The organism is Streptomyces sp. PL-29 (genome assembly GCF_058344425.1).
Genome location: NZ_CP136996.1, coordinates 3,952,501 through 3,979,096 on the forward strand (window position 1 = coordinate 3,952,501; position 26,596 = coordinate 3,979,096).

Annotated in this window: 24 protein-coding genes and 2 rRNA genes (1 of these 26 cut by a window edge); 19 read left to right on the forward strand and 7 right to left on the reverse strand. The window is 70.0% G+C overall.

The window, feature by feature from the left end; all coding sequences use genetic code 11:
- The 10 genes from R4Z63_RS18145 to R4Z63_RS18190 form a co-directional block, all read left to right on the forward strand.
- Nucleotides 1-3,090 (forward strand): 23S ribosomal RNA (locus R4Z63_RS18145); it begins 29 nt to the left of the window's first position.
- 79 nt (nucleotides 3,091-3,169) lie between these two features.
- Nucleotides 3,170-3,286: ribosomal RNA gene (rrf, locus tag R4Z63_RS18150) — 5S ribosomal RNA — on the forward strand.
- Nucleotides 3,287-3,416: 130 nt separating this feature from the next.
- The gene (locus R4Z63_RS18155; protein WP_037918652.1) at nucleotides 3,417-4,070 is read left to right on the forward strand and encodes an HAD family hydrolase; all 654 of its coding nucleotides are present in this window, start codon (nucleotides 3,417-3,419) and stop codon (nucleotides 4,068-4,070) included.
- 43 nt (nucleotides 4,071-4,113) lie between these two features.
- A complete protein-coding gene (locus R4Z63_RS18160) occupies nucleotides 4,114-5,346 on the forward strand; it encodes an MFS transporter (RefSeq protein ID WP_384456514.1) in 1,233 nt (410 codons plus the stop codon).
- Nucleotides 5,318-6,466 (forward strand): acetoin utilization protein AcuC, encoded by a 1,149-nt coding sequence (locus R4Z63_RS18165; protein WP_037919802.1) that lies wholly within the window; start codon nucleotides 5,318-5,320, stop codon nucleotides 6,464-6,466. The genes R4Z63_RS18160 and R4Z63_RS18165 overlap by 29 nt, the downstream gene beginning before the upstream one ends.
- 117 nt (nucleotides 6,467-6,583) lie before the next feature.
- Nucleotides 6,584-7,414: a phosphatase gene (locus tag R4Z63_RS18170; RefSeq protein WP_384456511.1), complete on the forward strand. Its 831-nt coding sequence runs from the start codon at nucleotides 6,584-6,586 to the stop codon at nucleotides 7,412-7,414.
- Nucleotides 7,415-7,528: 114 nt separating this feature from the next.
- Nucleotides 7,529-7,738, forward strand: a complete 210-nt coding sequence (locus R4Z63_RS18175) for a helix-turn-helix domain-containing protein (protein ID WP_008738568.1) — start codon at nucleotides 7,529-7,531, stop codon at nucleotides 7,736-7,738.
- A gap of 142 nt (nucleotides 7,739-7,880) precedes the next feature.
- Nucleotides 7,881-7,979: a 30S ribosomal protein bS22 gene (locus R4Z63_RS18180; RefSeq protein ID WP_003948845.1), complete on the forward strand. Its 99-nt coding sequence runs from the start codon at nucleotides 7,881-7,883 to the stop codon at nucleotides 7,977-7,979.
- Between the two features lie 95 nt (nucleotides 7,980-8,074).
- Entirely contained in the window at nucleotides 8,075-9,151 is a 1,077-nt protein-coding gene (locus R4Z63_RS18185; protein ID WP_037918656.1) for an NAD-dependent epimerase/dehydratase family protein, read from the forward strand.
- Nucleotides 9,151-10,140 carry a lysophospholipid acyltransferase family protein gene (locus R4Z63_RS18190; protein WP_384456506.1) on the forward strand — a complete coding sequence of 330 codons (990 nt, stop codon included), beginning with the start codon at nucleotides 9,151-9,153 and terminating at the stop codon, nucleotides 10,138-10,140. Before R4Z63_RS18185 ends, R4Z63_RS18190 begins: the two co-directional genes overlap by 1 nt.
- A gap of 72 nt (nucleotides 10,141-10,212) precedes the next feature.
- Here the strand turns inward: R4Z63_RS18190 and R4Z63_RS18195 are convergent, their stop codons facing one another.
- From R4Z63_RS18195 to R4Z63_RS18205, 3 genes are all read right to left on the reverse strand, one after another.
- Nucleotides 10,213-11,421, reverse strand: coding sequence for a DUF5667 domain-containing protein (locus tag R4Z63_RS18195; protein ID WP_384456413.1), 1,209 nt, complete (start codon nucleotides 11,419-11,421; stop codon nucleotides 10,213-10,215).
- Between the two features lie 237 nt (nucleotides 11,422-11,658).
- A complete protein-coding gene (locus tag R4Z63_RS18200) occupies nucleotides 11,659-12,477 on the reverse strand; it encodes an ECF subfamily RNA polymerase sigma factor, BldN family (protein ID WP_384456416.1) in 819 nt (272 codons plus the stop codon).
- 371 nt (nucleotides 12,478-12,848) lie between these two features.
- On the reverse strand, nucleotides 12,849-13,832 hold the full coding sequence (locus R4Z63_RS18205) for an HAD family hydrolase (protein WP_384456419.1): 984 nt from the start codon (nucleotides 13,830-13,832) through the stop codon (nucleotides 12,849-12,851).
- A gap of 108 nt (nucleotides 13,833-13,940) precedes the next feature.
- Here R4Z63_RS18205 and R4Z63_RS18210 point away from each other — a divergent pair, with 108 nt between their 5' ends.
- The 5 genes from R4Z63_RS18210 (at nucleotide 13,941) to R4Z63_RS18230 (ending at nucleotide 19,645) form a co-directional block, all read left to right on the forward strand.
- Entirely contained in the window at nucleotides 13,941-14,228 is a 288-nt protein-coding gene (locus R4Z63_RS18210) for a glutaredoxin family protein (RefSeq protein ID WP_037918664.1), read from the forward strand.
- 272 nt (nucleotides 14,229-14,500) lie between these two features.
- Nucleotides 14,501-15,307 carry a redox-sensing transcriptional repressor Rex gene (locus R4Z63_RS18215; protein WP_037918666.1) on the forward strand — a complete coding sequence of 269 codons (807 nt, stop codon included), beginning with the start codon at nucleotides 14,501-14,503 and terminating at the stop codon, nucleotides 15,305-15,307.
- A complete protein-coding gene (locus R4Z63_RS18220; RefSeq protein ID WP_384456423.1) occupies nucleotides 15,304-17,016 on the forward strand; it encodes a glutamyl-tRNA reductase in 1,713 nt (570 codons plus the stop codon). The genes R4Z63_RS18215 and R4Z63_RS18220 overlap by 4 nt, the downstream gene beginning before the upstream one ends.
- Nucleotides 17,013-17,981 (forward strand): hydroxymethylbilane synthase, encoded by a 969-nt coding sequence (gene hemC, locus R4Z63_RS18225; RefSeq protein ID WP_037918670.1) that lies wholly within the window; start codon nucleotides 17,013-17,015, stop codon nucleotides 17,979-17,981. Before R4Z63_RS18220 ends, hemC begins: the two co-directional genes overlap by 4 nt.
- Nucleotides 17,978-19,645 carry a bifunctional uroporphyrinogen-III C-methyltransferase/uroporphyrinogen-III synthase gene (locus R4Z63_RS18230; RefSeq protein WP_384456427.1) on the forward strand — a complete coding sequence of 556 codons (1,668 nt, stop codon included), beginning with the start codon at nucleotides 17,978-17,980 and terminating at the stop codon, nucleotides 19,643-19,645. Before hemC ends, R4Z63_RS18230 begins: the two co-directional genes overlap by 4 nt.
- 5 nt (nucleotides 19,646-19,650) lie before the next feature.
- On the opposite strand, the gene R4Z63_RS18235 is transcribed toward R4Z63_RS18230, so the two are convergent.
- The 3 genes from R4Z63_RS18235 to R4Z63_RS18245 form a co-directional block, all read right to left on the reverse strand.
- Entirely contained in the window at nucleotides 19,651-22,110 is a 2,460-nt protein-coding gene (locus tag R4Z63_RS18235) for an alpha/beta fold hydrolase (RefSeq protein ID WP_491522560.1), read from the reverse strand.
- Between the two features lie 112 nt (nucleotides 22,111-22,222).
- Nucleotides 22,223-22,468 (reverse strand): DUF397 domain-containing protein, encoded by a 246-nt coding sequence (locus R4Z63_RS18240; RefSeq protein WP_037918674.1) that lies wholly within the window; start codon nucleotides 22,466-22,468, stop codon nucleotides 22,223-22,225.
- The gene (locus tag R4Z63_RS18245) at nucleotides 22,465-23,289 is read right to left on the reverse strand and encodes a helix-turn-helix domain-containing protein (RefSeq protein ID WP_384446242.1); all 825 of its coding nucleotides are present in this window, start codon (nucleotides 23,287-23,289) and stop codon (nucleotides 22,465-22,467) included. Before R4Z63_RS18245 ends, R4Z63_RS18240 begins: the two co-directional genes overlap by 4 nt.
- A 113-nt stretch (nucleotides 23,290-23,402) precedes the next feature.
- On the opposite strand from R4Z63_RS18245, the gene R4Z63_RS18250 reads away from it, so the two are divergent.
- Together R4Z63_RS18250 and hemB are read left to right on the forward strand one after the other, a co-directional pair.
- Entirely contained in the window at nucleotides 23,403-23,843 is a 441-nt protein-coding gene (locus R4Z63_RS18250; RefSeq protein ID WP_384446243.1) for an ATP-binding protein, read from the forward strand.
- A 43-nt stretch (nucleotides 23,844-23,886) separates the two neighbouring features.
- Nucleotides 23,887-24,888: a porphobilinogen synthase gene (gene hemB, locus R4Z63_RS18255; RefSeq protein ID WP_037918676.1), complete on the forward strand. Its 1,002-nt coding sequence runs from the start codon at nucleotides 23,887-23,889 to the stop codon at nucleotides 24,886-24,888.
- 9 nt (nucleotides 24,889-24,897) lie between these two features.
- Here the strand turns inward: hemB and R4Z63_RS18260 are convergent, their stop codons facing one another.
- A complete protein-coding gene (locus tag R4Z63_RS18260) occupies nucleotides 24,898-25,260 on the reverse strand; it encodes a hypothetical protein (RefSeq protein WP_037918677.1) in 363 nt (120 codons plus the stop codon).
- A 125-nt stretch (nucleotides 25,261-25,385) separates the two neighbouring features.
- Between R4Z63_RS18260 and R4Z63_RS18265 the strand changes: the two genes are divergently transcribed.
- Complete coding sequence (locus R4Z63_RS18265) at nucleotides 25,386-25,991, forward strand: hypothetical protein (RefSeq protein ID WP_384446246.1); 606 nt, start codon at nucleotides 25,386-25,388, stop codon at nucleotides 25,989-25,991.
- A gap of 18 nt (nucleotides 25,992-26,009) precedes the next feature.
- Entirely contained in the window at nucleotides 26,010-26,585 is a 576-nt protein-coding gene (locus R4Z63_RS18270) for a hypothetical protein (RefSeq protein ID WP_384446248.1), read from the forward strand.
- The last annotated feature ends 11 nt before the right edge of the window (nucleotides 26,586-26,596 follow it).

The window sequence follows — 26,596 nt, forward strand, 5'->3', positions numbered from 1 at the left end:
GCCTTGGCACCAGGAACCGATGAAGGACGTGAGAGGCCGCGATAGGCCCCGGGGAGCTGCCAACTGAGCTTTGATCCGGGGGTGTCCGAATGGGGAAACCCGGCAGTCGTCATGGGCTGTCACCCACTGCTGAACACATAGGCAGTGTGGAGGGAACGAGGGGAAGTGAAACATCTCAGTACCCTCAGGAAGAGAAAACAACCGTGATTCCGGGAGTAGTGGCGAGCGAAACCGGATGAGGCCAAACCGTATGCGTGTGATACCCGGCAGGGGTTGCGCATGTGGGGTTGTGGGAATGAGCTTCAGTCGTCTGCCGGCGGCTGGGCGAGTCAGAAACCGTATGGATAGGCGAAGGACATGCGAAAGGTCCGGCGTAGAGGGTAAGACCCCCGTAGCTGAAATCTGTACGGCTTGCTTGCTCATCTCCCAAGTAGCACGGGGCCCGAGAAATCCCGTGTGAATCTGGCGGGACCACCCGCTAAGCCTAAATATTCCCTGGTGACCGATAGCGGATAGTACCGTGAGGGAATGGTGAAAAGTACCGCGGGAGCGGAGTGAAATAGTACCTGAAACCGTGTGCCTACAAGCCGTGGGAGCGTCGGATGCAGCTTGCTGTATCTCGTGACTGCGTGCCTTTTGAAGAATGAGCCTGCGAGTTAGCGGTGTGTAGCGAGGTTAACCCGTGTGGGGAAGCCGTAGCGAAAGCGAGTCCGAATAGGGCGTTTGAGTTGCACGCTCTAGACCCGAAGCGGAGTGATCTAGCCATGGGCAGGTTGAAGCGGAGGTAAGACTTCGTGGAGGACCGAACCCACCAGGGTTGAAAACCTGGGGGATGACCTGTGGTTAGGGGTGAAAGGCCAATCAAACTCCGTGATAGCTGGTTCTCCCCGAAATGCATTTAGGTGCAGCGTCGTGTGTTTCTTGCCGGAGGTAGAGCACTGGATAGGCGATGGGCCCTACCGGGTTACTGACCTTAGCCAAACTCCGAATGCCGGTAAGTGAGAGCACGGCAGTGAGACTGTGGGGGATAAGCTCCATGGTCGAGAGGGAAACAGCCCAGAGCATCGACTAAGGCCCCTAAGCGTACGCTAAGTGGGAAAGGATGTGGAGTCGCAGAGACAACCAGGAGGTTGGCTTAGAAGCAGCCACCCTTGAAAGAGTGCGTAATAGCTCACTGGTCAAGTGATTCCGCGCCGACAATGTAGCGGGGCTCAAGCGTACCGCCGAAGTCGTGTCATTGCAGCAATACTCCCAACGGAGGCTGTGATGGGTAGGGGAGCGTCGTGTGCCGGGTGAAGCAGCAGCGGAAGCTAGTTGTGGACGGTTCACGAGTGAGAATGCAGGCATGAGTAGCGATACACACGTGAGAAACGTGTGCGCCGATTGACTAAGGGTTCCTGGGTCAAGCTGATCTGCCCAGGGTAAGTCGGGACCTAAGGCGAGGCCGACAGGCGTAGTCGATGGACAACCGGTTGATATTCCGGTACCCGCTTTGAAACGCCCAATATCGAATCAGGCGATGCTAAGTCCGTGAAGCCGTTCCGGACCCTTCGGGGAATGGAAAGTGGTGGAGCCGACGAACCAGACTTGTAGTAGGTAAGCGATGGGGTGACGCAGGAAGGTAGTCCAGCCCGGGCGGTGGTTGTCCCGGGGTAAGGGTGTAGGCCGAGGGGTAGGTAAATCCGTCCCTCATGAAGGTTGAGACCTGATGCCGAGCCGATTGTGGCGAAGTGGATGATCCTATGCTGTCGAGAAAAGCCTCTAGCGAGTTTCATGGCGGCCCGTACCCTAAACCGACTCAGGTGGTCAGGTAGAGAATACCGAGGCGTTCGGGTGAACTATGGTTAAGGAACTCGGCAAAATGCCCCCGTAACTTCGGGAGAAGGGGGGCCATTCCTGGTGATGAGTCTTGCACTCTGAGCTGGGGGTGGCCGCAGAGACCAGCGAGAAGCGACTGTTTACTAAAAACACAGGTCCGTGCGAAGCCGTAAGGCGATGTATACGGACTGACGCCTGCCCGGTGCTGGAACGTTAAGGGGACCGGTTAGTGACCTTTCGGGGTTGCGAAGCTGAGAACTTAAGCGCCAGTAAACGGCGGTGGTAACTATAACCATCCTAAGGTAGCGAAATTCCTTGTCGGGTAAGTTCCGACCTGCACGAATGGCGTAACGACTTCTCGACTGTCTCAACCATAGGCCCGGTGAAATTGCACTACGAGTAAAGATGCTCGTTTCGCGCAGCAGGACGGAAAGACCCCGGGACCTTTACTACAGTTTGATATTGGTGTTCGGTTCGGCTTGTGTAGGATAGGTGGGAGACTTTGAAGCATCAACGCCAGTTGGTGTGGAGTCGCCGTTGAAATACCACTCTGGTCGTGCTGGATGTCTAACCTCGGTCCGTGATCCGGATCAGGGACAGTGTCTGATGGGTAGTTTAACTGGGGCGGTTGCCTCCCAAAGGGTAACGGAGGCGCCCAAAGGTTCCCTCAGCCTGGTTGGCAATCAGGTGTTGAGTGTAAGTGCACAAGGGAGCTTGACTGTGAGACCGACGGGTCGAGCAGGGACGAAAGTCGGGACTAGTGATCCGGCGGTGGCTTGTGGAAGCGCCGTCGCTCAACGGATAAAAGGTACCCCGGGGATAACAGGCTGATCTTCCCCAAGAGTCCATATCGACGGGATGGTTTGGCACCTCGATGTCGGCTCGTCGCATCCTGGGGCTGGAGTCGGTCCCAAGGGTTGGGCTGTTCGCCCATTAAAGCGGTACGCGAGCTGGGTTTAGAACGTCGTGAGACAGTTCGGTCCCTATCCGCTGTGCGCGTAGGAATATTGAGAAGGGCTGTCCCTAGTACGAGAGGACCGGGACGGACGAACCTCTGGTGTGCCAGTTGTCCTGCCAAGGGCATGGCTGGTTGGCTACGTTCGGGAGGGATAACCGCTGAAAGCATCTAAGCGGGAAGCCTGCTTCAAGATGAGTATTCCCACCTCCTTGAGAGGGTAAGGCTCCCAGTAGACGACTGGGTTGATAGGCCAGATGTGGAAGCCCGGTAACGGGTGGAGCTGACTGGTACTAATAGGCCGAGGGCTTGTCCTCAGTTGCTCGCGTCCACTGTGTTAGTTCTGAAATAACGAACGGCTGTGATTACACACCAGCGTTCTAAATTTCATAGTGTTTCGGTGGTCATAGCGTTAGGGAAACGCCCGGTTACATTCCGAACCCGGAAGCTAAGCCTTTCAGCGCCGATGGTACTGCAGGGGGGACCCTGTGGGAGAGTAGGACGCCGCCGAACAATTTTTGTGGGGAAGCCCCGTACCTTCTGGTACGGGGCTTTTCCGCGTTTACGGGCCGGTCGGGTGACCCGGCGCCGGGGTGGGCACGGCGGCACCGTGCCGCATCCGTTTCCTCCGTAATGTGGAGGTATGGGCTACGACCTCGTCATCTTCGACAACGACGGCGTGCTGGTGGACAGCGAGCCGATCGCCAACAACGTCCTGGCCGGGTACCTCACCGAGCTGGGGCACCCCACCACGTACGAGGAATCGGTCCGCGACTACATGGGGGCCGCCGTGCGTCAGGTGCACGACCTCGTCGGGGAACGGACCGGCCGGCAGCTGCCGGCGGACTTCGACGAGACGCTCCACGCCCGGACCGTCGCCGCCTTCGAGACGGAACTCAAGCCCGTCCCCGGCGTGGAGGAGGTCCTCGGGGCGCTGACCGCCCACGGCATCGCGTACTGCCTGGCGTCCTCCGGAAGCCACGAGCGGATCCGGGTCGGGCACCGCCTGGCCGGCCTCGACGGGTGGTTCGAGGAGGAGTGGATCTTCAGCGCGGAGGACGTGTCCCGGGGCAAGCCCGACCCCGAGCTCTATCTGCACGCCGCACGCCGGATGGGCGTCGAGCCCGCGCAGTGCGTCGTCATCGAGGACAGCCCGCGCGGCATCCAGGCCGCCGCGGCCGCCGGGATGGACGTGTACGGGTACACCGCGCTGCTGCCCGCGGACCGGATGCCCGGTGCCACCGGGTACTTCGGCGACATGATGCAGCTACCGCTGATCCTGCAACTGCCCGTGTGATCTCTCTACCCACGGGTAGCCCCGGGGCCTACGCTGACCCGCCATGACGGATGATGTGCGGCTGCGCCGCGGCCGCGGCGCCCTGGGGTTCAGCTTCTTCGTGCAGGGCGTCACCTTCGCCCTGCTCGTCACCCGGATCCCGGCCATCCAGGACCGGTACGGGATATCCGACGGGCTGTTGCCCGTCTTCCTGGCCGCCGTACCCGTCCTCGCAGGGGTGGCCAGCGTCGGTACCGAGCACCTGGTCAAGCGGGTCGCGCCCAGTGCCGTCCTGCGGTGGGCCCAGCCGCTGGTGCTGCTGTCGCTGCTCGGCGTGGGGGCCGGTGAGCGCCTGTGGCACGTGGCGGTGGCCCTGGGGGCGTTCGGGCTGTCGGTGGGTGCCCTGGACGCGTCGATGAACATGCTCGGGGTCAGCCTGCAGCGGGCCTACGGGCGCAGCATCATGCTGGGCTTCCACGCCGCGTACAGCCTGGGCGGGATCCTCGGGGCGTCCGCGGCCTGGTTCGGGGCGCACGCGCACCTGGGGTTGTTCGTCAGCTACCTGCCGGCCGTGGCCGTCCTGCTGCCGCTCGTGCTGTCGGGGAGCCGGTACTACGTCGACCGGGAGGAGCGCGCCGGGGCGGACGGCGAGTCGCAGCAGGGCCTGGGCAGCGGCGGGTTCGGGCTGCTGCTGCCGCTCTGCCTGGTGATGGCGTGCGCGTACATCGGGGACTCGACGGTCGCGAACTGGAGTGCCAAGTACCTCCAGGACGTGCTCGGGAGTTCGGAGCAGACGGCGACCGTCCCGTACAACGTGTACATGGTGACGACCCTCGTGGGGCGGGCCGTGGGCGACCTCGGGGTGCGGCGCTTCGGGGCGGTGGCGGTGGTGCGTTGCGGGACGCTGCTGGCGGCCTCCGGGTTCGCGGTCGTGGCGGCCGCCCCCGGGGTGTGGGTGGGGATGATCGGCTTCACGCTGCTGGGCGTCGGGCTGTGCGTGATCGTGCCGCAGACCTTCGCGGCGGCCGGGAGGCTGTTCCCCGGGGCTTCGGACACGGCGGTCGCGCGGCTGAACATCTTCAACTATGTGGGCTTCCTGATCGGGTCGCCGCTCGTCGGGGCGATCGGCGACGTTTGGAGCTACCGGGGGGCGATGCTGGTGCCGATGCTGCTCGTCCTGATCACGCTGTTCCATGCCCGCTCGTTCGGGCCGCGGGAGGCCCGATACGGTGTCGACCATGAGCGGCGAGCCGGTGACCGGGCTGTTGATGTGGGACGAGGCGGTAACGGGGTATGACTTCGGACCGAGCCATCCGATGGACCCGGTGCGCCTGGCACTGACCATGGGCCTGGTGCGCGCCTTCGGGCTGGACCGGGCCATGGAAGTGCGCGCGGCTCCCGTGGCCGGGGACTCGACGCTGCGGCTCGTCCACCGGGAGGACTACGTCGCCGCGGTGCGCGAGGTGTCGGTCGATCCGGACGCCGCCGACGGGTCGTACGGGCTCGGTACCGTGGACGATCCGGCGTTCCGCGGGATGCACGAGGCCTCGGCGCTGATCGCCGGGCAGTCCGTGGCCGGCGCGGAGGCGATCTGGCGCGGCGAGGCCGAGCACGCCGTGAACTTCGCCGGCGGGCTGCACCACGCGATGCCGGGAGGAGCGGCCGGGTTCTGCGTCTACAACGACGCGTCGCTGGCGATCGCCCGGCTGCTGGAACTAGGGGCGGAGCGGGTCGCGTACGTGGACGTGGACGTCCATCACGGTGACGGTGTGCAGGCCGCCTTCTGGGACGACCCGCGGGTGTTGACGGTCTCGCTGCACGAGCATCCGCGGACGCTCTTCCCGCAGACCGGCTGGCCGGAGGAGACCGGTGGCCCGGCGGCCGAGGGCTCGGCGGTGAACGTGGCGCTGGAGGCCGGCACCGGGGACGAGGGCTGGCTGCGGGCCTTCCATGCGACGGTGCCGGAGCTGCTGGCGGACTTCCGGCCACAGGTGCTGGTGACCCAGCACGGCGCCGACACCCACTTCGAGGACCCGTTGGCGCACCTGGCGGTGTCCCTGGACGCACAGCGGGCCGTGCAGGAGGCCTGTCACGCGCTGGCGCACGCGTACGCGGACGGGCGGTGGCTGGCGCTGGGCGGCGGCGGGTACGCGGTGGTGGACGTCGTACCGCGGTCGTGGACGCACCTGGTGGCGATCGCCGCGCACCGGCCGCTGGACCCGGAGAGCGCGGTCCCGGCGTCCTGGCGCGACGAGGTGTACGCACGGACGCGTCAGGTGGCGCCGGGGCGGATGACTGACGGGCGAAGCCCTTCGTGGCGGGACTGGGACGCCGGCTACGACCCGGCGGACCGGACGGATCAGGCCGTTCTCGCCACCCGGCGGGCGGTGTTCCCGCTGCGCGGCATGCTGACCTGACGGCTGGCGCCGCGGGCAGCGTCGGTGCCGGTGGGAGCCTGCTGCATCGTTACGCCAACTGTGGGGCTGTTCGGCAGAATTGATGACCCGACAGATGCGGTGGGGGAGCATCGGAGGGTGTTGAGCACCGGCGCGCTGCGTGCGCATCTGCTGGCCGCCCGGTTGGCCGGGCCCGTCGCGACCTCCCGTGAGGAGAGCCTGCGCAGCTACCGCCTGTTCGCGGCGCGGGATCCGAGGGTGCTGCTGGGGCTGGATCCGGAGCAGGGCTGGGGCGAGGGTGAACTGCTGAGGCTGATGGCGGACAAGTGCGGTGTGTCGGCGGATCCTTCGCACGTCAGCGGCCCGGACACGATCGATCCGGAGCGGACGGTGGCCGCGCTGGAGGCGTTCGCGGGACGGCTCGCCGAGGCGGCCGGGGCGCGGTCGCACGTGTTGTTCGGGACCGGGCACCCGCATCGGCTCCTGGGTTTCTACGCCGGTCTGGCCGAGGCCATGTCGGCGGCGGGATGTGTTGTCCTGCGTCCGGCGCAGGGGGTGAGCGTCGACGTGGCGACCCGGTTCGGCGTACGCACGCACCGCATCGCTTACGTACGAGGGGTCGCACTGGTGCGGGAACCCGGCGTGCAGGCGCCGGGGAGTGCGACCGGCGTGCACAGTCATTCGCCGCTGCCGGTTCGGGTGGCTCTGGGGGCCCTCGCGGAGGCCGGCGAGCCCCTGCCGGACCTGGTGGTGGGGGACCACGGATGGGTGTGCGGCGCAGGTCAGCTCGGTGTGGAGGCGATCGGTCTGGCGGACACGGATGATCCCGCGCTGTTCGTGGGCGAGGCCGAGGGGCGGGTCTCGGTGGCCGTTCCGCTTGATGACGCGGTGCGATCGGACCACTACCATCCGCTTGCCCGGTTCGTGTTGGGCCGGGCGAGTCTGACGGGGCGGCAGGAGTGGCCGTAGCTCCTCTTCCCCACTCGTATCACGCGCCCCTACTCTGGGGAGTGAGCGTGCGACGACGAGGAGTAACCGGAGGGGAAGCCGGTGCCCGTCCTGCGCGGAAGGTCAAGGTGTGTCATGGCTGCTGGCGAGAGGCCTCTCAGTGAGGTTCAGTTCCTGACCGTGGCGGAGGTCGCCTCGGTGATGCGAGTGTCGAAGATGACCGTGTACCGGCTGGTGCACAACGGTCATCTGCCCGCGATCCGGGTGGGCCGGTCCTTCCGGGTCCCCGAGAACGCGGTCCACGAGTACCTCCGAGAGTCCTATGTGGGGGTGGAGTCGGCCTGAGACGGACGGACCCTGACGCCTTCGTAACCCCTGGGAAGCACTCGGATTACGGGCTCGGAGCTCGGGCGGGTAGGCTAGGCCGACGTAGGTCGTGTGGGCCCAGACGCCCCGCACCAGTGAAGAGAAGTGAGCGAGGGTAGTCGTGGGCTCTGTTATCAAGAAGCGGCGTAAGCGGATGGCCAAGAAGAAGCACCGCAAGCTGCTCAAGCGCACCCGCGTCCAGCGCCGTAACAAGAAGTAAACGGCAGCTGTACGTGTTCTCCGCAGCCCCTCCACCATCCTTGGTGGAGGGGCTGCGGTGCAGCCGGGTACTTCTTCGAGAGAGGCGCTGAGCTCGTGGGGAAGGTCGTACTCGTCACCGGGGCTGCCCGGCAGCTGGGGGGCCGCTTCGTGCGCCGGATCCAGCGCGATCCGGAGGTCGAGCGAGTGATCGCGGTGGACGCGGTGACGCCGCCGCACCGGCTGGGGTCGGCGCTGTTCGTCCGTACGGATATCAGGCAGTCCTCGATCGCCCGGGTCCTGGCCGAGCACGCCGTGGACACGGTGGTGCACCTGGCGGTCACGGGCAGTCGGCCGGTCGCGGGCGGCGCGTACAGCGCCGTCAAGGAGACCAACGTCATCGGGACGATGCAGCTCCTGGGGGCCTGCCAGAAGTCGCCGACGGTACGGCGGCTCGTGGTGAAGTCCACTACGAGCGTGTACGGAGGCACCCCGCGGGATCCGGCCGTCTTCACCGAGACCACGCCGCCGAAGTCACTGCCGGCGGGCGGCTTCGCCAAGGACGCGGCCGAGGTCGAGGGATACGTACGGGGCTTCGCGCGCCGCCGCCCGGACGTCGCGGTGTGCGTGCTGCGGTTCGCGAACATCCTGGGACCCTTCGCCGATTCGGCACTCGCCGAGTACTTCTCGATGCCGGTGACGCCGACCGTGCTGGGCTATGACCCGCGGCTGCAGTTCGTGCACGAGGACGATGTGCTGGAAGTACTGCGGCTGGCCGCGCAGGAACCCCGGCGCGGAACGCTGAACAGCGGGACCTTCAACATCGCGGGTGACGGCGTGCTGCTGCTGTCGCAGTGTTCGAGGCGGCTGGGCCGGCCCACGCTGCCGCTGCTGCTGCCCGCGCTCACCTGGGTGGGGTCGGCGCTGCGGGCGGTCGGAGTCACCGACTTCTCGGCCGACCAGATGAGGCTGCTCACGCACGGCAGGGTCGTGGAGACCACCCAGATGCGCGAGGTGCTCGGCTTCCAGCCGCTCTACACGACCACCGAGACCTTCGCGGACTTCGCGCGGAGCCGGGGCAGCGGCCTGCTGCCGCCCGAGCGGGTCGGGCGGGCTGTGGACCGGGTGGCGGCCATGCTGGATGCGGACGGCCTGCGGGACGACGTCGACACGGTTGAGGGAGCGAAGCGATAGTGGCGGACGCCAAGGTCATTCCGTTCGACGAGGACCGGCCGCGCCGGCGGGTGCCCCGCCGGGTGCGGGCGGTGCCGGCCCCCGGACCGGCGCAGCAGGAGCCGGCCGCTGTCGCGCCGGATCCCGATGCGGCCCCCGCGGAGCGCGGTGACGGCTGGGACCGGCGGATCGCCGGCGGGCTGGCGTTCCTGCGGCGGCGGATCACCGGGGAGTACGAGGTCGACGACTTCGGCTACGACAAGGAGCTGACGGACCAGGTCCTGATGTCGCTGATGCGGCCGCTGTACGACAAGTACTTCCGGGTCGAGGTCAGGGGCATCGAGAACATTCCGGCGGAGGGCGGCGCCCTCATCGTGGCGAACCACTCCGGGACGCTGCCACTCGACGGACTGATGCTGCAGGTGGCCGTGCACGACCACCACCCGGCGGAGCGTCACCTGAGGCTCCTGGCGGCCGACCTGGTGTTCGTGCTGCCGGTGGTGAACGAGCTGGCCCGCAAGGCGGGACACACCCTGGCGTGCGCGGAGGACGCGCAGCGGCTGCTGGAGGCCGGTGAACTGGTCGGTGTCATGCCGGAGGGCTTCAAGGGGATAGGGAAGCCGTTCGGGGACCGGTACAAGCTCCAGCGCTTCGGGCGGGGCGGGTTCGTGTCGACGGCGCTGCGGGCGGGCACGCCGATCGTGCCCTGCTCGATCGTGGGTGCGGAGGAGATCTACCCCATGGTCGGCAACGCGAAGACGCTGGCGCGCCTGCTGGGCATCCCGTACTTCCCGATCACGCCCACGTTCCCGTGGCTGGGACCGCTGGGGGCGGTGCCGTTGCCGACGAAATGGACGATCCAGTTCGGTGAGCCGATCCCGACCGACGGGTACGCCGCGGAAGCGGCGGAGGACCCGATGCTGATGTTCAACCTGACGGACCAGGTGCGGGAGCAGATCCAGCACACGCTCTACAAGCTGCTGGTGCAGCGGAGATCCGTGTTCTTCTGACGCCGTCCGGCCGTGCGGTGGTGGGCCGGGACATCGCCCCGGCCCACCACCGCATCGCCTGCCGCTACCGCGCTACTTCGCGTCCTCCGCGCCGAGGCCCAGGCCCGGGAGGAGGCCCGGGAGCAGGGGCGGCAGGGTGATGTCGGGCTTCGGACTCTCCTGGGTGCCCGAGGCGGGCTGCCCCGACTGTCCCGTGGACGGCTTGAGCAGGTCGCCCGTACCACCGAGGAGACCGCCGTCGGCCGGCGGCCGGGTGCTGCTGCCCGACGGCGACGGCGCGGGGCCGCTGCCGGACGGCGTGTCCGGGGCGGGGGCGGGCTGCTTGGCACCGCTGGACGCGTCCGGCTGGGCGGGGGAGCCCGACGAGCCGGTGCCGCGGGACTGCTCCGGCGGCTTGGGGAGCAGGCTCTGGAGCGGCGCCACGTCTTCGTCTATGGCCTGGAAGACCGAGTCCACTTCACCGCCGACGTCGGTGAGCTGCACGGGGAGCTTCTCGCGCAGCTTGCCCCACGTGTCGCGGTGGGAGCGGGAGAACGACGACAGGGTCTGGATCGGGCCCAGGGAGCCGTCCCGGTCGAACGCCGCCTGGAGGAGGCGGTGCCCCTCTTCCGCGTCGTGCTTGACGCCCGACAGCGCGCGGCGGATCGCACCCAGGGACTCGTGGTCCAGGGTGCCGGTCCGGCCTCGCTCCATGAGCCGGCGGGCCTCGGAGAGACGGTTGGAGGCCCGGTCGAGGTAGACCTCGCCGCGCTCCGCGTCGTCGTCGGCCATCCCCAGCTTCAGGTCCTCCATGCCCCGCTTCACCGGGTAGAGGTGGTCACCGGGCAGGGCGTCGGAACTGGCAGCGGCCACTCCGCTGAAGGCCCCTGCGGCCACACCCACGGTGAGGCCGCCCGCTGCGATGCCCTTGGACCAGCGGGAGCGGGGCCGCAATTTCCGGAGCGAGGTCGCCCGGTGGGCGCCGCGGCCGGTCCGCTGCTCGGGCACCTGAGGGTCCGAGGCGGCACCGCCCCCGGCCCTCTCCTCCAGCACCATGGCTTCCATGGCCGCAACGAGCTGCGCTCGCTGCACCACTTTGGTCTCGGGGTCCAGCACTGGGCGCGGCATCCGTTCGCCGAGCACGCTCGCCAGGGCCAACAACCGGTCGTGGTCAGCAGGTTCGGCAGGTGCCTCGGACTGCTCGGCCGCCGGGTCCGGTTCCGAAAGGTCGGATGGGTTCCGACCCTCCAGGGCCTGGGCGAAGGCGTTCGCCCGCCGGTGCGGGGTCACGTTCGCGATCACTGGCGGCACCTCCTCTCGTCATGACGATCGACTCCCCAAGGTGTCCGGAAGGTTGCCTTCCTTGAGCGCATCCACACTTTCGAGTGAGCGGCTTCGGGTAGGGCGTGTCCACAGGGAGCCTGCATTCCGCACAACGAGCGTCGCGGCACTTGGGTTACGGACGAAGGATGATCGGACCACAGCGTCATCGAGGGGTCACCGGATGTGAGGTCGGGTTGATGTTGTCTGCACGGTCCGTCAGCGGGCGTCTTCGGGGAGGAGGCGGGCCAGGGTGCGCACCGCCCGGTACTGGAGCGTCTTGATGGCGCCCTCGTTCTTTCCCATGACGCGGGCCGTCTCGGCGACCGAGAGGCCCTGCAGGAAGCGCAGGGTCACGCATTCCTGCTGCTGCGGATTCAGCTTCCGTACGGCTTCCAGGAGTGCCGCGTTGGAGAGGGACTCCAGAACGGAGTCCTCGGGACTGCGCTCCACCTCGTTGGCGTCGAGCATCTCCCCGGTGGTGACCTCCAGCCGGAAGCGGCTGGACTTGAAGTGGTCCGCCACCAGGTTGCGGGCGATCGTCACGAGCCAGGCGCCGAAGTCGCGGCCCTGCCAGGTGAAGGTGGAGATGCGGCGCAGGGCGCGCAGGAAGGTCTCACTGGTGAGGTCCTCCGCGGTCGCTTTGCCGCCGACGCGGTAGTAGATGTAGCGGTAGACCGTGTCGCTGTACTGGTCGTAGAGGCGGCCGAAGGCCTCGGCCTCTCCGGCCTGGGCGCGCTCGACCAGATCCATCATGCGGGCCTGGTCGCTGTCCGCCAGGGGGCGGCGGGGGGCGGCCTGGGTGCTCGTGCCGGCCGCGCCGTTCGAGCCTCCGGAGGCCGAGCGACCTCGTCTGCCCACCGTGGCCCCGCCGTCGGTCAGGGCGTAGCAGGGACCGGCCGGGCCGAGGCCGGCAGGAACCGCGGCGGCGAAGGCGGGGGCGGTGTACGCGGTGGGGACGAAGCCGCGCAGGTGGTCGAGGACCGTTGTGCGCAGCTGAGCCAGGCCCGAGGCGTCAACCCCGACAGGTGGGTACACGGGACTCCCAGAGGCAGAGCTTCCATCACGTGCAGTGCGGGACCGTTCATCCGTCGTGGCGACAGGTGGCCGGTGGCATGCGTTTGAGGAGAATAACGCTTCGTACAGGCGGCGCTACACCCAGTTGCTCAAATCACCGGTTCCGACACTTCTGTTGCGTGTCGAGGGCATATTCGGTCGCAGTTGGTGATCGATTCTTGATCGTTTGAGTGCGCGGAATGGAAGCTTCCAAGGAGGCCTGCGACCGAGTCGGGCGCGGCCGAGTGCCGCGTCCGGGGCGCGGGTAGAGGTGAGCGAATGCCCGTGGCAGGGCAGGCCGGCGGTGCGGGCGGGCGTGGCCGCCGTGTGGCCTGGGGCGGGGCCCTGGTCTGCTACTTGCGGCGCCGGTGCAGGGCGATCGCGGCGGCCGCGCCGCCGGCGATCGCGCCGACTCCGGCCGCCGCCGGGACGCCGACCTTCACGGCCTTGCGGCCGGTCCGATAGTCGCGCAGTCGCCAGTCGTTGGTCCGGGCATGCTTGCGCAGTTTTGTGTCGGGATTGATCGCGTACGGATGTCCGACCAGCGACAGCATCGGGATGTCGTTGTGCGAATCGCTGTACGCGGCGCAGCGTTCGAGGTCGAGGCCCTCGGCGGCGGCCAGGGCGCGGACCGCCTCGGCCTTGGCCGGGCCGTGCAGCGGCTCGCCGACCAGGCGGCCGGTGTAGACGCCGTCGACCGACTCCGCGACGGTGCCCAGGGCGCCGGTCAGGCCCAGCCTGCGGGCGATGATCGTGGCGGTTTCCACGGGCGCGGCGGTGACGAGCCACACCTTCTGGCCGGCGTCGAGGTGGGCCTGGGCCAGGGCGCGGGTGCCCGGCCAGATCCGCTCGGCCATGTACTCGTCGTAGATCTCCTCGCCGATCGCCATCAGCTCGGAGACCTTGTGGCCCTTGACGATGGACAGGGCGCTGTCGCGGGCGTCCTGCATGTGCTCGGGGTCCTCGACCCCGGCGAGGCGGAACCAGGCCTGCTGCCAGGCGAAGCGGGCCAGTTCGCGGCGTCGGAAGAACTCGCGCTTGTAAAGGCCGCGGCCGAAGTGGAAGATCGCGGCGCCCTGCATGACGGTGTTGTCGAGGTCGAAGAAGGCCGCGGCGAGGTCGTCGCCGGCGACGGGGAAAGCGGGCTCCGCGAGATCCTCGGCCGGTTCCCCGGCTTCGAGGAGGTCGAGGTCGGTCTCGTCCGCCTCGGCTCCGGTGAGCTGGTCGGTCCCGCCCTGCGCGGTCTTGCGGGCGGCCTCGGCCGAGGCCTCGCCTGCCAGCACGCTGCGTGCGGTGGCGGAGCGCCTGCGGGGGGAGAGCCATCCGGGAGCGGCCATGACGCGAGCATAGCCACTGTGTTCGGGACTTCCCGAACCGATGGGAAACGGAGGCGTTAACTCTTCGCGACGCCGCCGGGCCCCGGCGGGCCGTGCGGGCGCGGGAGAATGGGGGGCATGAGCCCTTTGTTGCGCCGTAAAGAGAAGAAGAGCCCCGGTGAGCGGATGGTGACGCTCATCGGCAAGCCCGGGTGCCACCTGTGCGACGAGGCCGAGGAGGTCGTCGCCAAGGTCTGCGCCGAGACCGGTGCGCCATGGGAGAAGAAGGACATCTCGCAGGACGAGGAGCTCTACCGGCTCCACTGGGAGCAGATTCCGGTGGTCCTGGTTGACGGCGAGCAGCACACCTTCTGGAGGGTGAACCCGGACCGGCTTCGGCGGGCATTGGGAGGGTGACTCACTCCCCGGTTACCATCATGGGCGATTTGTGGGGTCTGGGGGCGTATCTGTGAGGAGTGTGCACGGTTTTGCCCCCTTTGGTATTTGAACGGGTTCGGCGTGCCGTCGGTTCCGGATTTGCGTGCCGACGTCGCGTGACCCCGGTCACTTTGGTCGGACAAAGCGGACACAATCTTTGTGCACGCGTTCACAAAGGCATAGCCTGCTGTCGACGGGGCGGTCCTGGGACAAGAGGCCGCCTGCAGCCCCGCTCATCCCGCAGGAGCATCGTGGCAACTGGCCGAACTCACCGACCGGCGACCCGCAGCCGAGGTATTCCCGAGGCCACTGTCGCCCGGCTTCCGCTGTACTTGCGCGCCCTGACCGCGCTCTCCGAGCGATCGGTCCCCACGGTGTCCTCCGAGGAGCTCGCGGCGGCCGCCGGAGTCAACTCCGCCAAGCTGCGCAAGGACTTCTCGTACCTGGGTTCCTACGGCACCCGCGGCGTCGGCTACGACGTCGAGTACCTCGTCTACCAGATCTCCCGTGAGCTCGGCCTGACCCAGGACTGGCCGGTCGTCATCGTCGGCATCGGCAACCTCGGCGCAGCCCTCGCCAACTACGGCGGCTTCTCCGCGCGCGGCTTCCGCGTCGCGGCCCTCATCGACGCCGACCCGGCCATGGCCGGCAAGCCGGTCGCCGGCATGTCCGTGCAGCACACCGACGACCTCGAAAAGATCATCGAGGAGAACGGCGTCTCGATCGGCGTCATCGCGACGCCCGCCGGTGCCGCCCAGCAGGTCAGCGAGCGGCTGATCGCGGCCGGGGTCACCTCCATCCTGAACTTCGCGCCGACCGTGCTGTCCGTGCCCGACGGTGTGGACGTCCGCAAGGTCGACCTCTCCATCGAGCTCCAGATCCTGGCCTTCCACGAGCAGCGCAAGGCCGGCGAGGAGGCCGCCTCGGCCGCCGAGCCCGGCTCCGGGGCGGGCGGCGCCGCGCCCGCCGCCGCCGTCGTGCCGCCGGCCGGGCGCACCACCGCCGAGGCACGCAAGCCCGGACCCGAGGGCGATGTCCCGGCGGTGATGCCGGCATGAGCCTGCTCGTCGTCGGGCTGAGCCACCGCAGCGCACCCGTGAGCGTGCTGGAGCGCGCCTCGCTGTCGGCCGACACCAAGACCAAGCTGCTGCACGACACCCTCGCCGCCGAGCCCGCGACGGAGGCGACGGTGCTCGCCACGTGCAACCGCATCGAGCTGTATGCGGACGTGGACAAGTTCCACGCCGGCGTCGCCGAGCTGTCCACCCTGCTCGCCCAGCACAGCGGGGTCGCGCTGGAGGAGCTCACTCCCTACCTGTACGTGCACTACGAGGACCGGGCGGTGCACCACCTGTTCTCGGTGGCGTGCGGACTGGACTCCATGGTCGTGGGCGAGGGACAGATCCTCGGCCAGATCAAGGACGCCCTCGCGCTGGGGCAGGAGCTGCACTCCGCCGGCCGGCTGATCAACGACCTGTTCCAGCAGGCGCTGCGGGTCGGCAAGCGGGCGCACTCGGAGACCGGCATCGACCGCGCCGGCCAGTCGCTGGTGACCTTCGGGCTGGAACAGCTCGCGGCGGGCACGCCCGTGGCCGAGTGGGCCCGGGGCCGGCGTGCCCTGGTGATCGGCGCCGGATCGATGTCCTCGCTGGCCGCCGCCACCCTCGCCCGAGTCGGCGTCGCCGAGATCGTCGTGGCCAACCGGACCGCCGAGCGGGCGGAGCGGCTGGCGGAGATTCTGGTTGCCTCAGGCACGGGTGTGCGGGCTTCGGCCCTCGCGATGGCAGCGGTGCCGGACGAGCTGACCCGAGTCGACGTGGTCGTGTCCTGCACGGGTGCCACCGGGCTCGTGTTGACCGCCGACGACGTCCTGGCCGCCGTGTCCTGGGGGGCCGCCGGTGAGCCCGCGCCCGCCGAGCAGGCTGCGCCCGGGGCTGCACCCCAGGCCCACCCGGCCGGGCCGCCGGCCGGGCCTGAAGCGGCCATGCCCGACGGCGACGTACTGGCCCGGCTGGTCGCCGCCGCCGAGGCGGGCGGCCGGATCGCCGACGCCGGAGCCGCGCGGACCATCAGCGCCCCCGCGGACGCCGCGGCGGACGGGTGCCCCGTCGGGCCCGACGGGCGCTCCGCGCTGACCGGCGTCGACGCCAACTCCCTCGAACTGCACGGGACCTGGGCCGACCAGGGCGAGGCCGCCGCGCAGCGGCAGCCCCGCAGGACCGCCCGTGCGCAGGCCCACGCCACCGACGTCCGGCTCGCGCTCCTCGACCTGGCCATGCCCAGGGACATCGACGCGGCCGTGCACCGGATCCCGGGCGTCCGGCTCGTGGACATCGAGTCCCTCGCCGAGGCGTCCGCAGACGCCCCGATGGCGGCCGACGTCGACGCCGTACGCGGCATCGTCGCCCAGGAGGTCGCCGCCTTCGGCGCGGCACAGCGGGCCGCCCACATCACGCCCACCGTCGTCGCCCTGCGGGCCATGGCGGCCGAGGTCGTGGCCATGGAAGTGGCCCGCCTCGACGGGCGGCTCCCGGACCTCGACGAGCGACAGCGCGCCGAAGTCACCCAGACCGTGCGCCGCGTCGTGGACAAGCTCCTCCACGCGCCGACCGTGCGCGTCAAGCAGCTCGCGAGCGAGCCCGGCGGCGCCGGGTACGCGGAGGCGCTGCGTGAACTCTTCGACCTCGACCCTCAGACGGTTGCTTCCGTCAGCCGGGCGGACGCGGCCGATCCGAAGAACGACGACGACCCAGGACGGGCATCATGAACACACGTCCCGACCAGCCGCTGCGGCTCGGTACGCGGCGGAGCAAGCTGGCCATGTCCCAGTCGGGGCACGTCGCCGAGGCGGTCCGGGAGCTCACCGGCCGGCCCGTCGAACTCGTGGAGATCACGACGTACGGTGACGTCTCGCGCGAGCACCTCGCCCAGATCGGCGGGACCGGCGTGTTCGTCACCGCCCTGCGCGATGCGCTGCTGCGCGGCGAGGTCGACTTCGCCGTGCACTCGCTGAAGGACCTGCCGACCACGCAGCCCGACGACCTCGTCATCGCGGCCATGCCGCGGCGTGAGGACGCCCGCGACGCGCTCGTCGCCCGCGACGGCCTGACCTTCGAGCAGCTGCCCGACGGCGCCCGGGTCGGCACCGGCTCGCCCCGCCGCACCGCCCAGCTCAACCACCTGGCGCGGTCACTCGGCAAGCGGATCGAGACCGTGCCCATCCGCGGCAACGTCGACACCCGCATCGGCTTCGTCCGCGACGGCGAACTCGACGCCGTCGTCCTGGCAGCCGCCGGCCTGAACCGGATCGGCCGCGGCGACGAGGCCACCGACCTGCTGTCCGTCGACAGCATCCTCCCCGCCCCCGGCCAGGGAGCCCTGGCCGTGGAGTGCCCTGCGTCCTCCACGGACCTCATCGCCGCGCTCGGCCGGCTCGACGACCCGCACACCCGGGCCGCCGTGACCGCGGAGCGTTCTCTGCTCGCCGCCCTGGAGGCCGGCTGCAGCGCACCCGTGGGCGCGTTCGCCGACCTGCTGGCCGACGGACGGATTGTCAATGAAATGCGCCTGCGCGGCGTCGTCGGAACCCTCGACGGCACGACGCTGGTGCAGCTGTCCACCACCGGTCCCGTGCCCCAGTCGTACGACGACGCCATGGCGCTCGGCCGCGAACTCGCGGACGAGATGCTGGCCAAGGGCGCGGCCGGTCTGATGGGGGAGCGATCGCTTTGAACCCCTCAATTCCGACCACCTCCGCCTTTCCGGCCGTCGCCGCCCACGGACACGTCACCTTCCTCGGTGCCGGCCCGGGCGACCCGGGTCTGCTCACGCTGCGGGCCGTCGAGGCGCTCGCCGCCGCGGACGTACTGATCGCGGAGCCCGAGGTGCTCGAAGTCGTACGGACGCATGCGCGCGCGGGTGTCGACACGCCGCAGCTGACGGTAGCTGACGAAGTGTCAGCAGCCGCCGGGGTCCCGGTGATCCGGGACGCGGCCAATCTTGTCATGGAGGCCGCACGCTCCGGCAGGCGGGTGGTCCGTGCCGTCACGGGCGACCCCGGACTCGACGGCAACGCCGCCGACGAGATGCTCGCGTGCGCGTCCGAGGGGATCCCCTTCGAGGTGGTGCCCGGCGTCGCGACCGCCGTCGGCGTGCCCGCGTACGCCGGTGTCCCGCTGCGCGACAAGCAGGGCGCGGACGTGCGGTTCGTCGACGCCAGGACCGCGTCGGCACGCTGCTGGAGCGAGGCCGGGACGAGCGACGGGGTCCTCGTCGTCTCCGCGACGCTGGAGACGGCCTCGGCCGCCGCCGCCGAGCTGGTGAGCGCCGGACGCAAGCCCGACACCCCGCTGACCGTGACGGTCTCCGGCACGACGACGCGCCAGCGGACCTGGTCGGCGACGCTGGGCACGATCGCCCAGGTGTTCAAGCAGGGCAAGGTGCTGCCCTCGCCCGAGGGTGCCCGCCCCGTCATATGCGTGGTCGGCGAACACGGAGCCGCCGCGCGCCGCGAGGACCTCTCCTGGTTCGAGTCGAAGCCGCTGTTCGGCTGGCGGGTCCTCGTACCGCGGACGAAGGAACAGGCTGCTTCGCTCTCCGACCAGCTGCGCTCCTACGGCGCGGTGCCGCACGAGGTGCCGACGATCGCCGTGGAGCCGCCCCGCACCCCGCAGCAGATGGAGCGCGCGGTCAAGGGCCTGGTGACGGGCCGCTACGAGTGGATCGCCTTCACCTCGGTCAACGCCGTCAAGGCGGTCCGCGAGAAGTTCGAGGAGTACGGGCTCGACGCGCGGGCCTTCGCCGGCATCAAGGTCGCCGCGGTCGGCGAGCAGACCGCCGCCGCGCTGGTGGAGTTCGGCGTGAAGCCGGACCTGGTCCCGAGCGGGGAGCAGTCCGCGGCCGGACTGCTGGAGGACTGGCCGCCGTACGACCCGGTCTTCGACCCGATCGACCGCGTCTTCCTGCCGCGGGCCGACATTGCCACCGAGACGCTGGTCGCCGGGCTGATCGAGCTCGGCTGGGAGGTCGACGACGTCACCGCCTACCGGACCGTGCGCGCGTCGCCGCCGCCGGCCGACACCCGCGAGGCGATCAAGGGCGGCGGCTTCGACGCCGTTCTCTTCACGTCCTCCTCGACCGTCCGCAACCTGGTCGGGATCGCGGGCAAGCCGCACAACGTGACGGTCATCGCCTGTATCGGCCCGGCGACGGCCAAGACCGCGGAGGAGCACGGCCTGCGGGTCGACGTGCTCTCCCCGGAGCCGTCGGTGTCGAAGCTCGCGGAGGCCCTCGCCGAGTACGGCGCGGCACGCCGCGAGGCGGCCAAGGAGGCCGGCGAAGCGGTCTTCCGGCCGAGCGAACGACGCCCGGGCGCGCGCAGGCGTCGTACGACGTGAGCGGCTTAGCCGGCCGGAGACGGCCTGACGGACCGACCGAGGGGCCCGGGTGCACGCACCCGGGCCCCTCGGTCGGTCCGCCCGTGCTCATCCCCTTGTGCGGCGGGCCCCGCCCCCTGCTGGGGGCCGGGTCCCGCCCGGACACCGCCGGCGCGCAGGGACTGCCGGTGCTGTGCACGGCGGTGGCCGCCTTCGCCCACCGGATCGCCGAGGCCCTCGTGGAAGCGGGCGCCGACCCGGACCGGGTGCTGCCGGACGGTACGACCCCGCTCCTGCGGGCGATCGAGGGCGGCGCCCCGGCCACCGTCACGGCGCTGCTGTGGTCCAGGGACCTCCAGGAGCCGGAACTGCGGCTGGCGCAGCCGGAGCGCGAGCGGCTGCTCTCCGCCGCCCGCCACTGGTACGGGACGGGAGCGGAAGCGGAACTGCGCCGCCGGACCGGGGACGGCGGCCCGGCCACGACGTCCACGGTCGACGACGAGTGGTGCGAGGCCGAGCAGATCATGCTCGGCGGGCGGACCGTCCGCGCCGGACACGGCGCCGTCCTGACCACCCTGGAGTCGGTGTTCGCATCCGCGGCACCGCTGACGGAACTGGTGGCCCGCGCCGTCCGGCACCCTGATCCCCGGCACGTCCGGCCCCTGACGGCCGGGGCCACCGCCGTACTGCGCGCCCTGACGCAGGACCCGGACGACGAGGTCCGCTTCGACGCCGCCCGGATCCTGCTCGGGGGATCGGCGCCTACGGCCTGGCCCTGCGGGACGACCCGTACACGCCGCAGGCGTACGCGCGGGTCGAGGAACTCGGCCCCATCCACCGGCCCGACCACCGGGCGAACGCGCTCGGAGACTGGCGCCGGCGCAACGAGCCGCCGGTCTAGGCGAAGGGAACCCGGTCCGGGCGGCAGACCGTGCCGGGGGCGGAAGCGTCCCGTCGACGAGGTAGCGGCTCTCGTACGCGCTGATGCAGCTGCTGGCGTTGTTGAACAGCGCGGTGTGCCCGTACCCGTCGTTCGTGAGCAGGCGGGCGTCCGCCAGCTCACGGGCCATGGCCTCGGCGCCCGCGTAGGGCGTGGAGGGGTCGTACCGGGTCCCGATCACCAGGACGGGACGGGCGGTCGGCCTGTCCCACGGGCCGCCGTACCCCGCGGCGGACCTGGCCGGCCAGGTGGCGCAGGTCTCAGCCGCCCACGTCCAGAAGCGTCCCGCGTCGCCGGCCCGCCGGGCGCTGTCCTCCTCCAGGCCCTGGTAGACGGCGGGGTCGCGCGGATTGGGGCTGTCGGAGCACCACACCGCCGCCGCCTGCTCGTCGCCGAGGTACGGATTCGGCTCCGCCACCGGGGGCGGCGGCGGATACACGGCGGGCTTCGGGGCGCGGCCCTGCGACAGCTCCTGGAGCCGGCCGGCGAGGGCGGGCCAGCCGCCGACGAGGTAGAGGCCCTGCACCGTGTCGGCGACCGTCCTGGCGTACGTCCAGGGGCCCACCGGCTGCTCCCGGAGCTGCTGCATCAGCCGGTCGAACTTCTCGCGGGTGGCCTGGGGACTGCCCGCGGAGAAGGCGCAGCGGGTCGCGGGCGCCGATCCGCAGAGGGTGAGGAACCGGTCCAGGGTGGCGGCGGCGGTGCGGTCCGAGCCCATGCGCAGGAAGGTGGTGGTGCGCGGCTCGCCCCGCGAGGTGCCGTTCGTCCAGGCCTGCGGGTCGATGTTGCTGTCGAGGACCATGGCGCGGACGTTGCCGGGGAAGAGGTTGGCGTAGGTGGCGCCCAGGATGGTCCCGTAGGAGACGCCGAGGTAGTTCAGCCGCGGTTCGCCCACCGACCGGCGGAGCAGGTCGAGGTCCCGGGCGGTGTCGGCGGTCGACACGTGGCGCAGCAGGTCCGGGTCGCGCTTCTCGCAGAGCCGGCCGAGGTCCGCGTAGGCGTCGGTCCAGGCCTTGCGTTCCTGCGCGCCGACGGGGAAGCCGCCGGGTGGGCGGGCCGCCCAGGCCTTGGCCTCCTCGGCGGTGTCGAAGCAGTTCACGGCCGTGCTGTTGCCGATCCCGCGCGGGTCCCAGCTGACGATGTCGAACCGCTCCCGCACCTCCTTCGGGAAGGAGTCGTAGTTCTGCGGCACCTGCACGGTCCCGGGGCCCCCGGGCCCACCGGGGTTCACGAAGAGCGTGCCCACGCGCCGGCCGGGATCGGCGGCCTGCCGCCGGACGACCGCCAGGTCGATGGTGCGGCCCGCGGGCGCGGCGTGATCGAGCGGCACCTTCGCGGTGGCGCAGTCCCACGGGCTGCCGGGCTTGCACGGACTCCAGTCCAGCCGCGGAACGCCGCCGCTCACCGGAGGTGACGGAGATGGGGGCGCGCCGCGTGCGGCGGCGGGCCCGGGCCCGGGCCCGGTGAGCAGCGCGGAGCAGGCCAGCGCCGCGGCGAGGACAGCCGCACGGCGCCGGCGGCGGGCTGTGGGACCTGGTGCGGACATCCGCCCTCCTGCGACGCGGCCAGGGCACGATCCGGCGGCCGATGCCGCGGCATCGGTACACACGCCTCTGCCACCACGAAACCGCGGATCGCCGAGGTGCGCGACCGGAGGCTCAGGAACGAACCCAGCGGGTCAGACCGGCCCAGGCGGCGGGGGCGAGCGCGAGCACGGGCCCGTCGGCGACCTTGGAGTCCCGGACGTGGACGGTGTCGGCACAGCCGCAGGCGGCGACCTCGACGCAGGCCCCGCCTTCGTCACCGCTGTAGGAGGACTTCCGCCAGGCGAAGGCGGCCTCCAGACACGCGCCGCCCTCGCTGCCGCTGTAGCTGGACTTGAACCACTTCAGTGGGGTGCTCATGTCTCTCCTGCCAGCCGGTCCAACAGGTCCTTGGTATCTGCCAAGTTGAGGGCCTGTGACCGCAGCATCGCATACTTCTGGGAGAGGATGCTGACCTCGTTCGGGTCCCTGACGAGGAAGCTGCCGCGCTGGGTTTCCGAGTAGGCCAGGTGCTGGAACTCGGGTGTCTCCAGCAGGATGAAGGCGCCATCGAGGCCCGCGTGGGCGGTGAGCCCGAGGGGCAGCACCTGGAGGGAGATGGCCGGGCGGTCGGCGCAGGCGCGCAGGTGCCGGAGCTGCTCCCGGTGGACCTCGTCCCCGCCGATCCGGTCCCGCAGGGCCGCCTCCCAGATCACGAAGCTGAGGGTGGGCGGGACGGCGCGGCGCAGGATCTCCTGGCGCCTCATCCGGTGCGCGGTCTGCAGCTCTATCTTCGCCTCGCCGACGAAGGGGACGCGGCAGCCGAGGACGGCGCGGGCGTAGGCCTCGGTCTGGAGCAGCCCCGGAACGGTCAGCGTGTCGAACCACGACAGCGCCAGGGCCTCCGCCTCCCGCTCCATGTACTCCTCCGCCCAGGCCGGGACCATGTCCACCTCCGGGAGGCGGTTCGCCACGACGGACAGGAGGCCGGGCAGGCCCAGGGCGCGGTCCATCCTCTCGGCGACGTTCGGCATCAGGACCCGTCGGCCCTGCTCGATCGAGGCGATGGTCTCGACGTCCAGGTGCAGGGTCTCCGCGAAAGCGCGCTGGGTCAGTCCTCCGGCGATGCGGGCGGCGGCGACCAGGGCGCCGACCATCTTCATGGCGGTCTCGTTGGGCCGCGGCCTCTTGCGTACTGGCATGTCCGTTGAACTCCCCGCCTCGGCGCGCGAGATACCCGTACCAACCCGTACTCCTCAAGGAGTACGGGTTGCTCGTCTCCTCCACGCTAGTGACGCAGGGCGACGATGGCGGGGTGAACGTGGATATCCAACCGGCCCTGCTGCGCGAGCGGTTCTACCCGCGCAGCCGCCAGACCGTGCGCCCTGCCAGGCAGTTCGCGGCAGAGACACTTCACGCGTGGGGTGTCACATGCCGCCACGACGACGTGTTGCTCTGCGTGAGCGAGCTGGCGACCAACGCCCTGCTGCACGGCGTCCCGCCCGGCCGCGGCTACTGGCTGCGGATGCTGCGCTACGACGGCACCGTACGGGTCGAGGTGCACGACAGCGGGGGCGGCCGGCCGCGGATCGCGGGCCGGGACCCGGGCGCCGAGGGCGGGCGCGGGCTGCTGCTGGTGGCGGCGGTCGCGGACCGGTGGGGGGCCGTGGCACCGGTACCGGTACCGGGTAAGACGGTGTGGTGCGAGTTCACCGTCGGGGCGGTCGGCGCGGGCGGGCCGCCGCACGGGCTCTAGGCTGGTTGCGACTGCTGTCGATGCTCGAAGAGGCGACTGGAACATGAGCGCGTACGGATCCTTCCCCGGTTCGCGGCCCCGCCGGCTGCGCACCACCCCGGCGATGCGGCGGATGGTCGCGGAGAACCGGCTGCACCCCTCTGACCTGATCCTCCCGGCGTTCGTGCGCGAGGGCATCAGCGAGCCGCTCGCCATCTCCGCCATGCCGGGCGTGGTCCAGCACACCCGGGACACCCTGCGCAAGGCCGCCGTCGAGGCGGTCGAGGCGGGCGTCGCGGGCATCATGCTCTTCGGCGTCCCGGCCGACGAGAACAAGGACGCCCTGGGCACGGCCGGCACCGAGCCGGACGGAATCCTGCAGGTAGCCATCCGGGATGTGAAGGCCGAGGTCGGCGACGACCTGGTGATCATGTCGGACCTGTGCCTCGACGAGTACACCGACCACGGGCACTGCGGCGTCCTGGACGAGCACGGCCGCGTCGACAACGACGCGACGCTGGAACGCTACGCCGAGATGGCGCAGGTCCAGGCGGACGCGGGCGTCCACGTCGTGGGTCCCAGCGGCATGATGGACGGGCAGGTCGGTGTCATCCGCGACGCCCTCGACGAGACCGGGCACGAGGACGTCTCGATCCTCGCCTACACGGCGAAGTACTCCTCCGCCTTCTACGGCCCGTTCCGCGAGGCCGTCGCCTCCTCCCTCCAGGGCGACCGCAAGACGTACCAGCAGGACCCGGCCAACGCCCGCGAGTCCCTGCGGGAGCTCGCGCTCGACCTGGAGGAGGGCGCGGACATGGTGATGGTCAAGCCGGCCGGTCCCTACCTCGACATCCTGTACCGGGTCGCGGAGGCCGTGGACGTTCCGGTCGCGGCGTACCAGATCAGCGGCGAGTTCGCGATGATCGAGGCGGCCGCGGAGAAGGGCTGGATCGAGCGGGACCGGGCCATCCTGGAGACCCTGCTGGGCATCAAGCGCGCGGGCGCGGACACGATCCTCACCTACTGGGCCACCGAGGTCGCGGGCTGGCTCCGCGAGGCCCGCTGAAGGCGTCCCCTACGGCCAGTCGACGAGGCCGTTGAAGACGACGAAGTCGAGGACGACGGCCGCCGGTGCGGCCACGGCCAGCCACACCCTGGTGGCGGCGTTGCGCCGCCGCCAGGGCAGTGCCCACGCGGAGAGCAGCACGGCCAGGACCACCACCAGGCCGAACCCGAACACCGGGAAGGCGATGCGGTAGGAGGCGTCGAACCGGGCGCTCACCTCGCCCCCGCACGAGTCGCAGGCCATGGGCGCCAACCCCGCGAAGAAGAACGCCAAGGCCGCCATCGGCAGCGTCAGCAGGGTGGAGACGAGCGGCGCGACGAACGCGCGCGGGTGGCGGTCGGTGTCCGGGGTCAGGGGCAGGGTCGGGGTCATGGCTCCAGTGAACTCCGCGACGGGACACTGAACATGAGTGCGCGTACTCAGGTGCGCGGCTGCGCGGTCTGTGAACCTCATAGGCATACGTGCGCACTTGGCACGTCGATACCGAGAGGTTCTGCATGCAGGCTGAACACCTGTCCGTTGCCGACCAGGCGTCTTGGGAAGGGGCGATCCGGCACCTGTACGAGGACGCGTACTCGTTCATTGCCACCGGTCCGCGCGCGCACGAGGACTGGCGCGCGGACGTGCTCGCCGTCATGGCGCGCGCCGTTCCCGACCCGCGTGGCTGGGCGGGGCTCGACGACACCGCGAACGACCGCTCTCAGGAGCACCCGGACTCCCCGTTCTGCCGTCCGTTCGTCGGGGACGATCCGTCCCGCCCGCTCACCCCTACCGACATCGGGGAACGGTTGCACGAGATCGACCGTGCGAGTGCCGAGAACCTCCTCCTCGCGCTCACCGACGGCGGCTGCACCCTGCGGAACCTCGAACGGTTCACCGAGAGCTTCGACGAGCTGCAGAACATGGCCCGCACCGTCCTCGCCCGCTACGGGGACGCGTTCACGTGCCACACCAACGTCACTGTCGGTGCAGGCAGGGGCCGCACGCTGGACTTCGGGGCGTCCCACTGGGGCTACACCCCGATGACCTCTTATGGGGAGGACGCCGGCTTGGTCATCGTCTCCGACACAGAGGTCGGGTTGTTCTGGACCTTCAACGGCTGACCCCGACAGGAGGAATCCATGCCGACCCGATCCACCGATGCCGCCACCTGGGCAGCAGCCCTGCTGAGGCTCCTGGAGGAGGTCTACACCTTCGCGAGGTGCGGGCCCCGGTTGCACGAGGACTGGGCCGAGGATGCGCTCGCGGTCATGGAGCGTGCCGTTCCCGACCCGCGGGGTTGGTCCACCTTGGAATGGGAGATGGATGAGGAAGGACGTCGGACCTACCGTCCGTCGTACCCGTTCCGTGCCATGAGTGCCGAGGACATCCGCAACGGGGTCCGACCGATCAGGGCCGACGCGGCCGTCGGATTGCTCGCGTCGTTCGCGCAGGAGTGGTGGTTCGAAGGTTCCCCGATCCGGTTTCGGGAAGACCGCGACACGGTGCTCCTGGACGCACGGAACGCGCTGGACCGGTTCGGCCCCGACGCTACGTTCTGGACCTCCTCCGATCTCGCCCGTACCTGCGACGCGCCCGACTTCTTGGCGCGGGACCTGGAAGGCGGCCACCCCTTCACCGACCTCATGATGGATCTCGGCCTGATCGCGGTGTCCGCCGACGAGGTCGGCGTCTTCTGGTCGTTCAACGCGAATTGAGGCAATGATCC

Coding starts and splice junctions, on each gene's coding strand:
- R4Z63_RS18155 (WP_037918652.1), top strand. CDS start 3,417: ATGGGCTACGACCTCGTCATCTTCGACAACGACGGCGTGCTGGTGGAC.
- R4Z63_RS18160 (WP_384456514.1), top strand. CDS start 4,114: ATGACGGATGATGTGCGGCTGCGCCGCGGCCGCGGCGCCCTGGGGTTC.
- R4Z63_RS18165 (WP_037919802.1), top strand. CDS start 5,318: ATGTGGGACGAGGCGGTAACGGGGTATGACTTCGGACCGAGCCATCCG.
- R4Z63_RS18175 (WP_008738568.1), top strand. CDS start 7,529: ATGGCTGCTGGCGAGAGGCCTCTCAGTGAGGTTCAGTTCCTGACCGTG.
- R4Z63_RS18205 (WP_384456419.1), bottom strand. CDS start 13,832: ATGGCCGCTCCCGGATGGCTCTCCCCCCGCAGGCGCTCCGCCACCGCA.
- R4Z63_RS18210 (WP_037918664.1), top strand. CDS start 13,941: ATGGGGGGCATGAGCCCTTTGTTGCGCCGTAAAGAGAAGAAGAGCCCC.
- R4Z63_RS18220 (WP_384456423.1), top strand. CDS start 15,304: ATGAGCCTGCTCGTCGTCGGGCTGAGCCACCGCAGCGCACCCGTGAGC.
- hemC (WP_037918670.1), top strand. CDS start 17,013: ATGAACACACGTCCCGACCAGCCGCTGCGGCTCGGTACGCGGCGGAGC.
- R4Z63_RS18235 (WP_491522560.1), bottom strand. CDS start 22,110: ATGTCCGCACCAGGTCCCACAGCCCGCCGCCGGCGCCGTGCGGCTGTC.
- R4Z63_RS18240 (WP_037918674.1), bottom strand. CDS start 22,468: ATGAGCACCCCACTGAAGTGGTTCAAGTCCAGCTACAGCGGCAGCGAG.
- R4Z63_RS18245 (WP_384446242.1), bottom strand. CDS start 23,289: ATGCCAGTACGCAAGAGGCCGCGGCCCAACGAGACCGCCATGAAGATG.
- hemB (WP_037918676.1), top strand. CDS start 23,887: ATGAGCGCGTACGGATCCTTCCCCGGTTCGCGGCCCCGCCGGCTGCGC.
- R4Z63_RS18260 (WP_037918677.1), bottom strand. CDS start 25,260: ATGACCCCGACCCTGCCCCTGACCCCGGACACCGACCGCCACCCGCGC.
- R4Z63_RS18265 (WP_384446246.1), top strand. CDS start 25,386: ATGCAGGCTGAACACCTGTCCGTTGCCGACCAGGCGTCTTGGGAAGGG.
- R4Z63_RS18270 (WP_384446248.1), top strand. CDS start 26,010: ATGCCGACCCGATCCACCGATGCCGCCACCTGGGCAGCAGCCCTGCTG.